Origin of the sequence: Caballeronia sp. GAWG1-1, from assembly GCF_023631465.1 — a bacterium.
Classification (GTDB): Bacteria; Pseudomonadota; Gammaproteobacteria; order Burkholderiales; family Burkholderiaceae; genus Caballeronia.
This window is the reverse complement of the sequence record NZ_JALQDB010000028.1, coordinates 359,344-371,198: the sequence shown is the minus strand read 5'-3', so window position 1 is coordinate 371,198 and position 11,855 is coordinate 359,344. Positions and strand designations below refer to the sequence as shown.

At 62.1% G+C, this 11,855-nt stretch carries 14 protein-coding genes and 1 pseudogene; 12 read left to right on the top strand and 3 right to left on the bottom strand.

Features of this window, described 5'->3' with window-relative positions; genetic code table 11:
- The 3 genes and pseudogenes from NCT03_RS18030 to NCT03_RS18020 form a co-directional block, all read right to left on the bottom strand.
- Positions 1-384: pseudogene (locus tag NCT03_RS18030) on the bottom strand (hypothetical protein); the annotation flags it as partial.
- Between the two features lie 463 nt (positions 385-847).
- Complete coding sequence (locus tag NCT03_RS18025; protein WP_250493344.1) at positions 848-1,648, bottom strand: hypothetical protein; 801 nt, start codon at positions 1,646-1,648, stop codon at positions 848-850.
- A gap of 151 nt (positions 1,649-1,799) precedes the next feature.
- A complete protein-coding gene (locus NCT03_RS18020) occupies positions 1,800-2,099 on the bottom strand; it encodes a ribbon-helix-helix domain-containing protein (protein WP_250493343.1) in 300 nt (99 codons plus the stop codon).
- 312 nt (positions 2,100-2,411) lie between these two features.
- Here NCT03_RS18020 and sctC point away from each other — a divergent pair, with 312 nt between their 5' ends.
- The 12 genes from sctC to NCT03_RS17960 all read left to right on the top strand — a co-directional run bounded on the left by sctC (position 2,412) and on the right by NCT03_RS17960 (position 11,850).
- A complete protein-coding gene (sctC, locus tag NCT03_RS18015) occupies positions 2,412-4,292 on the top strand; it encodes a type III secretion system outer membrane ring subunit SctC (protein ID WP_250493342.1) in 1,881 nt (626 codons plus the stop codon).
- Complete coding sequence (locus NCT03_RS18010) at positions 4,289-5,386, top strand: FHA domain-containing protein (RefSeq protein WP_250493341.1); 1,098 nt, start codon at positions 4,289-4,291, stop codon at positions 5,384-5,386. Before sctC ends, NCT03_RS18010 begins: the two co-directional genes overlap by 4 nt.
- A 136-nt stretch (positions 5,387-5,522) precedes the next feature.
- A complete protein-coding gene (locus NCT03_RS18005) occupies positions 5,523-5,894 on the top strand; it encodes a hypothetical protein (protein ID WP_244828241.1) in 372 nt (123 codons plus the stop codon).
- Between the two features lie 80 nt (positions 5,895-5,974).
- Positions 5,975-6,298 carry a hypothetical protein gene (locus NCT03_RS18000; RefSeq protein WP_250466923.1) on the top strand — a complete coding sequence of 108 codons (324 nt, stop codon included), beginning with the start codon at positions 5,975-5,977 and terminating at the stop codon, positions 6,296-6,298.
- Complete coding sequence (gene sctJ, locus NCT03_RS17995) at positions 6,298-7,140, top strand: type III secretion system inner membrane ring lipoprotein SctJ (RefSeq protein ID WP_250493340.1); 843 nt, start codon at positions 6,298-6,300, stop codon at positions 7,138-7,140. Before NCT03_RS18000 ends, sctJ begins: the two co-directional genes overlap by 1 nt.
- On the top strand, positions 7,137-7,718 hold the full coding sequence (locus NCT03_RS17990; RefSeq protein WP_250493339.1) for a hypothetical protein: 582 nt from the start codon (positions 7,137-7,139) through the stop codon (positions 7,716-7,718). Before sctJ ends, NCT03_RS17990 begins: the two co-directional genes overlap by 4 nt.
- Entirely contained in the window at positions 7,712-8,467 is a 756-nt protein-coding gene (locus NCT03_RS17985; protein ID WP_250493337.1) for a FliH/SctL family protein, read from the top strand. Before NCT03_RS17990 ends, NCT03_RS17985 begins: the two co-directional genes overlap by 7 nt.
- Positions 8,464-9,447, top strand: coding sequence for a FliM/FliN family flagellar motor switch protein (locus NCT03_RS17980; protein ID WP_250493336.1), 984 nt, complete (start codon positions 8,464-8,466; stop codon positions 9,445-9,447). The genes NCT03_RS17985 and NCT03_RS17980 overlap by 4 nt, the downstream gene beginning before the upstream one ends.
- On the top strand, positions 9,444-10,094 hold the full coding sequence (locus NCT03_RS17975; protein WP_250493335.1) for an EscR/YscR/HrcR family type III secretion system export apparatus protein: 651 nt from the start codon (positions 9,444-9,446) through the stop codon (positions 10,092-10,094). Before NCT03_RS17980 ends, NCT03_RS17975 begins: the two co-directional genes overlap by 4 nt.
- Positions 10,091-10,366: a type III secretion system export apparatus subunit SctS gene (gene sctS, locus NCT03_RS17970; RefSeq protein WP_244828251.1), complete on the top strand. Its 276-nt coding sequence runs from the start codon at positions 10,091-10,093 to the stop codon at positions 10,364-10,366. Before NCT03_RS17975 ends, sctS begins: the two co-directional genes overlap by 4 nt.
- Before the next feature lie 2 nt (positions 10,367-10,368).
- The gene (locus tag NCT03_RS17965) at positions 10,369-11,094 is read left to right on the top strand and encodes an EscT/YscT/HrcT family type III secretion system export apparatus protein (RefSeq protein ID WP_250493334.1); all 726 of its coding nucleotides are present in this window, start codon (positions 10,369-10,371) and stop codon (positions 11,092-11,094) included.
- Positions 11,095-11,109: 15 nt separating this feature from the next.
- Positions 11,110-11,850, top strand: coding sequence for an EscU/YscU/HrcU family type III secretion system export apparatus switch protein (locus NCT03_RS17960; RefSeq protein ID WP_250493333.1), 741 nt, complete (start codon positions 11,110-11,112; stop codon positions 11,848-11,850).
- Positions 11,851-11,855: the final 5 nt, after the last annotated feature.

Below are 11,855 nucleotides of genomic sequence, written 5' to 3'. Positions count from 1 at the left end.
GGCTCTTATGAAGAGCGTCGCCGCCTGATTGTGTGCGTCCGGATCACGCGGATTGACTCCATAGTCCTTCGCAAATGCCCTCTCGGCGGGATCGTCGAGGAAATGGCCCAGTTCGTGAGACAAGGTTCCCATCTGCTCAGTGTCTTCCCAATTAAGAAAGTCAGGCGTGAGAACGACGCGCTTATCGACCAGGTCGAATTGCACTCTTGAGTCGCTTTTGATCGCAATGGGCTTATAGGCTCCGCTATCGATCCGATCACTCGCTGTATGTATGTCCGAGATGAAAGTCGGACTCGCGTTGACCAGCTTGAGCTGACTCTGCGAAGGCTGATAGTCGCCCCAAAGCGATTCCTTACCGGTGATGGGTTGTGTGTTCGTATCCATGATGACCTCCATTTTTCGTTGACCAAGGATATGCCGCCTCGCGTTGCAGTGCCCTACTTCGCGGCGGTGAATTCGTGGCATGACCGCGCTGGCGCACGGTGACTCCAATATGAATCGCCGGCATCGCCGTGGGAAATGACTGGGTATTGAAAGCGATGGACACGCGCCGAGCACGAAGCGTCTCTTGCTCTAATTGTTAGGATGGCGGAATTTATCCGTGAGAGGATTGAGCTCTATAGGCTATCGAGGCAAAATGGAGTTTGGCGCCGCTCGAATAGATCAAGGTCGCGTTTGCATGAAGCAAATGCGATTAACGCGTCGATCTTCGTACAACAGGAGCCTTGCGTACGAGTCGAGCTGTCGGCGAAAGTCGCAACGGTAGGGCTGTGGCAATGTGGTGCTTAAGGCGCACTGCATCGCGATGCAGTGCGCCTACGTCGATTAGTGTTACCAGCCCTTACCTTTAACTGTCGCCAGATGCCGCATCGCCAGCCGCGGCATCGCCACCCGTGTCAGCCGTTGCCAGGGATGCATTATCGGCCTGCGCAGGCGCGGATGGAGTGTTGCCACCGAGTGCAGGCGTCGCGCCGCCGCCACCTGCGCCACCGCCGCCCGTACCTGCACCTGTACCTGCACCACCGCCTGCGCCACCGCCTGCACCAGCACCACCGCCTGCGCCCAGGTTCTTCATGAGGCCGCCAAGCAAGCTACTCAATGGCTGCGCGAGGCCGCCGAGCAGCGAACTCAAACCACCGAGCGCGGCTTGTGCTCCTTGCGTGTCCGGTTGCGGAGTCGTCGGTGCGGCCTGGGTTGTCGGGGCTGCCTGAGCCGCGGAGTTTGCCTGCGCTGCCTGTACCGCCTCGGCTGCCTGAGTTGCCTGAGCCGCCGCCGCTTGCGCTGCCTGAGCCGCCTGAGCGGCCTCAGCCGCACTGCCCGCGTCTGCGCCGTCTGCCTGCTGTCCCAAAGGCATCGTGCCGTTGGCCGCCGAAGGGGAATATGGCGCGGCCGCGTCGGCCGCATCGGCAACGACGGAAGGCCCGCTATCCGCGTCCGGATACGACCCGGCTGCAGACTCGGCGTTACCCATGCCGAACGGCGCGATACCTTGAGCACCAAGATCGTTCGCCTGCGCTCCATCCGGAATATGGATCAGAGCGTAGCCTCCGCCTAGCGGAGTCGCTGCGTCGATGGTATTCGCGGCGCCTCCAATAGCCGCGTCATTCGCCGCGCCCGCGACGACTCCATCATCGAAAATTGGCGTCATCGCCAAAGCAGAACCATTATTGTTCACGAGCATCATCGAATCCCATAAATAGAGTTAAAACCAATTGCGCGTAAAGCGCGCGTTTGGTATGCAATTTAGATATCGAGTTTCCTTCGAATTACATATCACCTCCCATGTGCCTCGGATTTATTCATGGACACAGCGTTGCCTGAATAGCGTTGGACAGATCTTTCTTAACTCCCGGATCAAGCGTGCCTGCCTGCCTTACGAGTTGAACAACACAAACCACTCGGACATAGCCGGTGAAATTCTTAACCGTGTCGAACCCGAGATCCATTTCCATCGCCCATCTCGAAAGTAGTCTTCCCACCGTCACGCATTCCTGACGCGCCAGCAGTTCGATGATTGCCCAATAGACCTCCTCAAGGCGTATGCAGGTCGCGAAACCGTTGATCCGAATAGACCGCTGACGCGGCGTGACAAGCTTCATACTGAAATCGCAATACCGGTTTGTAACCATGGGCGGCGCTTACCCGGGCACATGCCACGATCTGCTGCAAGATGATGTGCACTTGGCATTTAACAAAGGCTTCGATCTTCTATCTCGATATTCATATTTTTCGTAGTTCATGTATTCCCAACCTCTTTTTAATTTCCTGAGAAACGCAAAGCACACACCTGCGATGGGAATACTGCCTCTTTTCCGAAGCCAATATGTAGTACATCTATAGGACCTTAATCGTTCGTCGCGCATTTAAAGTCTCGTCATAACGCAACCTAATATTCCGGCATAGGACTTTGAATGACCACGAACTGGCGCAAGACGCAAAACCGGCCGATGACTTGCGGCAACCGGACGGGCAAGGCCGCACGTCATCTCGTTTTTTTATGTCTTGTGTTGCAAAACCCGCTCGCGAATGCGGCCCAGCCTGCATGGCAAGGCGCGCCGATGCGCTACGTCGCGCGCAATTCCAGGCTTGCGGATGTGCTCAACGACGTGGGGCGCGCGGGCGGTCTGCGTCTGGAGATTGCACGCACGGTGCGCGGCAACGTGAACGGCGTGTTCGAGCAAGCGCCTTCCTCGGTGTTTCGCACGCTGGTCGAAGCGTGGGGGCTCGTCTGGTATTTCGACGGCCAGACGATCCACATCACTACCACCGAAGACGTGCAAAGCCGCACGATCGGGTTCGCGCCGCTGTCGGGGGACGCGGTGAGCGCCCTGCTGCGCAACCTCGATCTCGATGATCCGCATCTTCCCCTGCATTTCTCGGGCGACAGCGTGAAAGTCACCGGCCCGTCCCGATACGTCGATGCCGTGGCCAATGCGATCGTCAAAGCCCAGGAGCAATTGCCGCCGCCGCAGCAGACGCTCGAACAGACACAGATACGCGTGTTTCCGCTGCGTTATACCCAGGCACAGGACATCACCTATACCTCGGGGAATCGTCAGCAGACCATCGCGGGCGTGGCTTCATTGCTCCGGACGCTGATGGGAAACACGAGCGTGGCGAGACCGGCGGCGACGAACACTCGCGGACGCCCGGATAGCCTGCACGGCACGGTCAAGGGGATTCCGCCTCTACCGAGCGTGCCCGGGTTCACGGAAACCGCACAAGATGCCTCGGTGGATGACAGTCCGGCGGAACTTCCCCAATCCGCCGTGACGCCGGCAAGGCGCAACATCGTCGCGGACCCGCGCACGAACTCGGTCGTGGTGTACGACGTACCGGCGATGATGCCCGCCTACGAGAAGGCCATCTCCATGCTCGACCGGCCGCAGGATCTCGTGGAAATCTCGGCTCTCGTGATGGATGTGTCTAGCGATGCCGCCAGGGAACTCGGCGTCCGCTGGGGCGCTGGGGCTTCATCCAGCCGCCAGTCAAACACGCTTGGTTCCGTAGCGCCTGCCCTGCCGGGAGCGTCGTCCGTCGCCCTCGGCGTGGATGCGGGACTCACGCTGACGACGTTGATCGGCAATTCCGCGCACTTCCTCTACGAGCAGATCCACGCGCTCGAGAAAACCGGTCGCGCGCGCATCCTGTCTCGTCCTCGCGTGCTGACGCTCAATAACGCCGAGGCAGTCCTTTCGTCGCACAATTCCATTTATGTTCGCGTGGCAGGTAATCAGGATGCCAATCTATTCAATGTCGACACGGGACTCACGCTCAAGGTTACGCCCACTGTCGAGCAAGGCGGCGGCGAGCACAGCAGGATTCTTCTCAGCGTGCAGATCGAGGATGGCTCCTTCGACGGCGACGCGTCGGTTGACGGCATACCGCGCGTCAACAGTAACTCGATCATCACTCAGGCCATAGTGGGCGATGGCGAGAGCCTGCTGATCGGCGGCTACGAATACGAGCATACGCAAACGAGCGGATCGAAAGTCCCTATCCTGGGCGACATTCCGATCATCGGGACGCTTTTCGGCGATGAGCAGACATCTTTCGATCGCACCGAGCGGCTCGTCCTCATCACACCGCGATTGAAGCGGCTGAAAGCGGACGCCGCGGCGCCGGCCGAACTCTCCGTCGACGATGTGCCCGCTCTCTCGGCGATCACCGGAAAGGACTATCCGCGGCCGCCCTTGCCCGATGCGGCGTTTCCTCCGTTGCCACCACTGCCGGCCAGTCAGCTTGCCGCTCCACGCAATGCCGCGCATGCATCGCAAGGGAGCAAGCAATGACCGACGCACGACTCTTCGTCGCCTCCGGGCTGCATGCGGGCGCGAGCATCGCCCTGACGGCGGACCGCGACTTGCAAATCGGCAGCGCGGCCGACGCCGACCTGATCCTTTTGGATACCGGCATCGCGCCACATCACGCGAGCGTTCGACTGCACGGCAACAGGCTCGAACTGCGTGCCGCTCACGCCGACATCGCGATATTCGGGAAAGCGCTCAAAGTGGGCGCCCGAACGCAGTTGCGCCACGGTGCCACATTCCGGCTGGGAGAGACGGCCTTGCAGTTCAGCAACGGCGCCCCGCCGACAGAGCAGGCCATGAAAAGCGCGGAATCTGCATGGCTCCTTGCTCACGCGCCATTTACGTGGCTGCGAAGGAAGTGTGCGCGCATACCTCGCTATCAATGGCTTGCGATAGCGGTCGTGCCGCTCGGATGCGCGTTGCTGTACAGCCTGAATACCCTTGTTCCGAGACCTTCAGAAAAACGGTCGTCGCCTCTGGACGAGCCCGCCTTTCGCAACGTTCGCCAGCGCGCGGATCAGACAACGGGCGCACGTGTTTACGAGGGTTACGTACAGACCGCCGCCGACCTTGGCGCCGTTTCCCTCGTCGCGCGCGCACGCGGCGGCGCGGTGCGTGTGCGCGTCGCCGTGATCGACAGCATGCGGGAGCAACTGAGCGATTTTCTCGACAAGTACTACCGCGGCGTCCGTTTGCGTGCAGGCGAACGGCCCGGCGTGTTCGTCGCGACACTTCCCGCAGCGGACGCCTATCTGCAACCCGAGTCATGGGACTACGCGCGGGTCGACCGGCTCGCGCAAGGACAGGTGGATGGATTAGAGGCGTTGCGCTTCGACGGTCACGAGAACAACAGCGGCCCCGTGCGTGTTCCGCTTGAAGCGCTCGGATTGAATCTGCTGAATTCTCCGCACGCCGCGTGGCTCGCCGACCAGCAAGGAGCCCGATATTTCGCGGGAGCGCATCTGTCGATAGGACGGATCGAGCGAATCGACCCATGCGGCGCATCGGTGATTCGCGATGACGGAAGCATCTATGTCCTGATTGCACAACGCACGAGTTTAGGCAAGTCCTGCTAGCGGCTCACGCCGCCGGAGCCGCACCCGACAGCCCCTTACCGGTGCGCTGCCCTTCGCGCGTCGGCGCGCCGCACGAAGGTTCATGGAGTCTGCACGATCCTTTTAGCGCGCCATCACTTATATAGGAAAGCAGAATATGTCGATGCAAGCGGCAAATATCGGTTACACCCCTGCCATGTTCGGTTATGGCATGGGCGGCGCCCAAGGCGGCAGCATGATCGCACCCGACGGCACGCTGTCGCTCGGAAGCGTGGCGGACGCCGTCAAGCGAAACCTGCAACAGCAGGCCCAGTCGATCAATCAATCGGAGCAAGACGCTAGCGCGCAGAGCGCGCAAGGCGGCCAAAACGGACAAGGAGGGCAAGGCGGAGCCGGGGGCGTGGGCAGCGCCAGCATGCTCGACATGCAGAAAAAGGTCGGCGAGTACACGTCTTCATTGCAACAAGGGACGTCCATCTTGAGCAGCCTGGCGGAAACACACAAATCCGTCGCGCAGAACACGAAGTAAGCCAACGCACACACCGGCGGGGCCTCCAATGCGGGGGCTCCCGCGCGCCGGATTTTACTGTCCAACCAAGAATATTCACGATGATGCTTTCGCAAGCAGTTGCCATCCAATCTTTTCAGGTCGACGCGACGCCGCCAGCGATCGCCGCCACACCGGCGCAACTGGATGCCGGCACGGGAGGCGAAGGGATCACGCGCCTTGCCGAGCAAGCTCAGTTCGCCTTGCAAGGAGCGGCCGCGCCCCTCGGCGCGTTGCTCGATCCCACCCGCCGACGGCCGCTTACGACAGGCGAGATGCTCACGCTGCAAGCCGCCGTCAGCGATTACTCGGTCACGCTGATTACGCTGTCGCATCTTGCCCAGAGCGTAGGCAGCGCCATCCAATCCATCACTCAGAGAACGTAATGCGTCGCGCGCTCATTCTTCTGCCGCTCGTCCTGCTCGGCGCATGCAAGACCTCGTTATACGAGGGGCTGGACGAGGATCAGGCCAACCGCATCGTCGCGGTCCTCAGTCAACACGGTGTCGAGAGCTCGAAGGAGCGCAACGCCGACAAGACGTGGACCGTATCCGTCGATGAAGACGAAGCCGTCACCGCGACCGAGCTGACCGGCGCGTATGCCTTGCCCCACGCCAGTCATGCCAATCTAGGTGAACTCTTCAGCCGCCAGGGATTGATCTCGAGCCCCGAAGAAGACCACGTGCGCTACGTCTATGGTCTCACCGAAGAATTGGCCGCCACGCTCGAAACGATCGACGGCGTGCTGGTGGCGCGGGTGCATATCGTCGATCCGCAGCGAGATCCGCTACTCGGCCCCCCGATGCTGCCGAGCGCGTCTGTCATGGTGCGATATCGCAGCGACGCGAATCTCGAGCCCATGCGCGAGAAAATCCGCGCGCTCGTCGCCGGCGCGGTGCAGGGGCTCACGCAAGACAAGGTCTACGTGACGCTCGTTCCCGTCATGCCGGTCGTCACGCAAATCGATCTGTGCGCGCAGACGGGCCACTGTCCGCCACCGCTTGCCGATCAGCGCAAGGTCGAGCGTGTCCTCATCGTTCTGACCGTCATGGCGCTGCTGTTGATCCTGGCCGTCTGGGTGTGGGATTCGGGCATTCGCGCATTGCCGCGGATACGCATACCCGGTGTGACGTTTTTCAGGCGGCGAACCCGCCAGGCCGTGCCGGCGAAGCCGAAGCCGGGCGCAGCCGCCAACGACTCCTCCCATTCTCGCGAAGACCGCACATGAAATCCCTACCCATTCTCGACGTCGCAGGCTGGGCGCATCACAGCTGGTGCGGACGAGCCACGCCTGCACGCAGCGAGCGCGCCCGCGCCGCAGCCGCCTTGCATCTTTTCGCGCGCTTTCCGACGCTCGCCGAGGCCGGCGCCAAGCAATTGCCGTGGTTCGCCGCGCCGCTCGCGCGCCCGGCATGCGGACGATTCTTGCGCCTGTGCGCCGCGCTAGCGTGCGCGCGCTCGCTGCGCCTTCTCGTGAGCGCCGCCGCGCACACGCAGTTCTCGGGCGCGGTGGGCTTGCCGCCGCTCGCGCGGCTCCAGTGCCATCGGCGCGGAGAGCAGCCCGACCTGAGGCTCGACTCCCCCGTCGACTTCTTCAACCGGCGCAGCCTGTGCATAGCCGGGATCGCGCTCGCACTGCGGGCGACGAGCGGCCACGCACAACGGCTGTGGATGAAAGTGCGCCTACCGTGCGAGTACGCCACGGCCGCGGCGCAATGGCGCCTGCCTTTCGTGTCAGCGCGAGCGGCGCTTGAATTGATCGGCGATGCACTGCAACTCCTCGACACAGAGAGGCGGCCATGCTGATCTGGCGAGTTTCCGACTGGCGGGTCGAATCGGACGGCTATATTTGCGCCAACGATCTCGCCTTGCTGCAAGACCTGCCCGCGCTGCAGCGCGTGAATGCCCAACGCGCGAGGCAAGAGGCAGCCGACCTCGCGCAACGCGCCCGGCGTGTCAGACGGCAGGCGCTCGCACGCGGTTTCATCGCGGGCCGCGCAGCGGCGGTGCATGACCTCGCCATGCCGGCCGCCGCGGCCGCCTTTGCGCTTCGTGGCTTGAACGATCGCCTCGTGAAGATCGTCGTCGAGGCCGTACGCGACGTCGTCGGCGACATGCCTGCCGGCGCGATCTTTCCGAATCAACTTCGCCGCAGTCTGCAAGCGGCGCCTGGGCAACGGCCGCTCTCCGTGCGCGTCTCGGCATGTGATTACGAGGAAGCCAGGCAAGCAGTCAGCGCGATGGAAGACGAGCTGGGCCTGACGCTCATCACCGTTCTTGGCGACGCCGATCTGCCGCCGCGTTCGTGCGTGGTCGAAACCGATATCGGCGTAATCGATGGCAGCTTGCGGCAGCAGCTCGCCGCACTCGAACGCGGCATCCGCGATGCGATCGCCACCGTGCTCGACGAATACACGCGCCTGGACGACCGTCTTCTCAGGCAATTCGATGTCATCGAGCAAGGACTGCGCGACACGCTCGACGTCCTCTCCCGCGATGCCGCGCCGGCCGGCTGGATCGCGTGCAATGCCACGAGCGGGGGCGCCGCGATATGAATCCGTTCGCCGGCCTCGAACGGCTCACACGTGAACAGGCGGAGCGGCAGAACATCGCTGCCTTGCATTTCGGCGCCGACATGCCAGTGAGCGTAGGCCATCGGCGCTACACGCTCGCGTTCGAGCCATGTCGCGCGCACTATCCGCTGCGGCTGCACGGCATGGCCTGCGGTCAGCCGCTGGTACTCGATCTGGATGCGCGGGCGCTCATCCCCGAACTTTCGCGCCAGAGTCTAGAAAAGACCGGGAAGCTCGCACACAAGCTGATTGCCGACGCGTGCGAGGACTGGCTTTGCGCGCTGGAAGGCGCATTCGGCTTCGCGCTCGATGTAACCGGCGTTTCCTATGACGCGTCGCCCGCGCCGGGCGCCTATGGCCTCGCGCTTACGCACGTCCAAAGCGGACGCACGGCGAGCCTGTCATTTCACTGCGAGGCGGTGGATCGCTGGCTGCGGCGCCAGCCTGATCCGCAGTGCAATTCGAGAGCGCTTGCGCGCCAGATCGTCGTCAGCATTCCGGTCTGCGTCGCCGGGCCAACGCTCACGCTCTTGCGTTTGCGGCGCATTCGCGCCGGTGATGCGCTGGTGCTCGACAAATCGGTTCAATACCTGCGCTTGCCCCTTCGCAACGGCACGCAGCGCATTCTCTTGAAAACTCTTGGAGATCAGATCGTGCTAGATCGCCCCATTCTCAACGAAGACAATCAGCCATCCGAACTGACCAGCGAATTCATTCCGGTCGAAGCCCTCACTTTTCCGTTCGACGCCGTGATCGGCTCGATGCGCCTGTCCTTATACGAACTCAGCCGCTTGCGACAGGGTTCGCTGGTGTCGCTGCAGCTTTCGGTGCGCGAGCGCTCGGTCACGCTGTTGTGCCAGGGATTGCCCTTCGCCAAGGGAGAACTGGTGAACATAGACGATGTGCTAGCCGTGCGGATCACGAGCGTGCTGCAATCCGCGCATCCGGATGTCGCGTCATGATCGGAGCGCAAACCGGGCAACTGCAACTCGTCGGCGTCTTCTTTCTACTGAGCGTGGCGCCGCTCGTCGTCATCATGTGCACCTCGTTCACGAAGTTCAGCATCGTCCTTACGCTGTTGCGCTCCGCGCTCGGAGTGCAGCAAGCGCCCGGCAATCTGGCGATATCCGGTCTCGCGCTCGCGGCAACACTGGTCGTGATGGCGCCTACCCTGCACGCTATCGGCGACGCGCTCTCCCTCGACGAGCGCGTCGAAAGCAGGCAATTGCCGCCCCTCCCGCAGATGATCGACGCCGTTCGTGGACCGCTCGGGGAATTCATGCTGGCGCACTCGCGCCCGGCAGAACGTGCGTTCCTGCTCGACGCGGCAAAGCGCACCGATCCCGCTCGCGACGCGCAAGAAAGCGACTTCACGCTGCTCGTTCCGGCGTTTCTGATCAGCGAGATTTCGAGCGGCTTCGAAGCGGGCTTCCTGCTCTATATCGCCTTTCTCGTCATCGATCTGGTGGTCGCGAACGTGCTGACCGCCATGGGCATGATGATGCTCTCGCCGAGCACCGTCTCCATTCCACTCAAGCTCTTCGTGCTGGTGGCCGCCTCCGGCATTCCCAGACTCATGCATGCACTCATTCTCGGTTACGCCAAGTGAATTCGCTTCCTTCCCTTACCTCGCTCGCAACCGACGCGCTGTTGCTCGTGTTCTGGCTTTCGTTGCCAATGCTCGCCGTCGCGACCGCGGTCGGTCTTTTGCTCGGTCTGTTGCAATCGGTCACGCAGATCCAAGATCAGAGTCTGCCGTACGGTGCAAAGATCGTGTGCGTCGGACTCGTGCTGATCGTGACGGCGCCGTGGGCGAACCGGGAAGTCGCGCGTCTTTTGAGCCATATCTTCACGATGATCGCCTCGGGCCGCACGCATTGACCATGAACATCCTCGATCAATTGAGCGGCTTCGCCTTCTGCATGATTCGTCCAGCCGTGGCGCTCGCCCTGATTCCGTTTGGTAACGACGGAGCGCTCGGTGTGACACTGCGTGCTCCGCTCGTGCTGATCTTCGCGGTGCTGCCCGCGCAAGCGGGATTGCCGCACGAACCGCTTGCGGCAAGCGTCATGGAAGCTGGCATCGGTCTTTTGCTAGGACTCGGTTTCGGCGTCGTCTTTCATGCGGCCTCCACGGCGGGCGCCATCCTCGATCAACAAGGCGGCTATAGCGTGGGCGCGGTCTATGACCCGAACTTTCAGCAGGAATCCGCCGCGTTTCAAACGCTTTTTACTCAATTCGCGGCGTTCACGCTCTTTACGGGCCACGGTCTTGTCGCACTGTGCGGAGTCTTCGCCGACGCGTGGTCGATCTGGCCACCGGGCGGACCGTATCCCGGTGGATTCGCGCGCCTCCTCTCCATGTTCTCGGAAACGCGTTTGCCGCAGTCTTTAGCGCAGGGCTTGCAGCTTTCGGCCCCGTTACTCGCCTTGATGCTGCTCACCGACGTTTCGCTCGGACTCGCGTCGCGGCATGCAAAGCGTCTCAATCCGTTTTCCACTGCGCGTACGTTCAAGGCAATGGTGCTCTCCTTCGCGCTGATGGCGTGCGTTCCAGCGATCCTCGATCGACTCGCGCGCATCTTCGCCGTCTCGCTGAATCTCGAATAGGAGGCACCGGTCGATATGAGCGACAAAACCGAAAAGCCCACGCCTCGCCGGCTGCTGCGCGCCCGAACCGACGGCGACATTGCGAAGAGCGCCCATTTGAGCACCGCGATGAGCGCCGCGCTGTGGTGGCTGCTGCTGGCGTTCGAAGCGCCACACACGTTCTCCGGTTTCGTCCACATGATCGACGCCGTGTCGGGACTGGACGCCAGCCGTTCGTTCGCGTGGCAGTTCAAGGCCGTATTGAATGCGCTGCTCGAACCGGGCAAGGGAGCGCTGATCATGCTCAGTGCCGGCATGCTTGCCAACGTCATACCTGAACTCGTTCAAACGCGTGGACTCGTGTCGTTCAGGCGGATCGCGCCCGATCTCAAGCGTCTGAACCCGGTGGAAGGGCTGAAGAATCTGTTCGGCCTGAAGGTCGCGTTCGAGACCGTACTGATGCTGTTCCAGTTCGCCGTGCTCATCTTCGTGGCCTGGCGTGTGACGGCAGAATGGCTCGTGCAGATCGAGCCGGCGTATTCGCTCGATCCGCTATCCCAGCTTGCGCTCGCGTCTCTCAGCCATTCCCGTCTGCTCGCGCTGGTTGCGCTCTCGCAGGCCGCGCCCGCGGTAGCCGACTATGTCATGCAGCACGTGCTGAGGAAGCGCCGTTTGCGCATGGACAAGGAAGAACTCAAACGCGAATACCGCGACGAACACGGCGACCCCTACGTCAAAGGCCGGCGACGCGCGCTTCATCGCGATCTGAACCGTTAAACCCG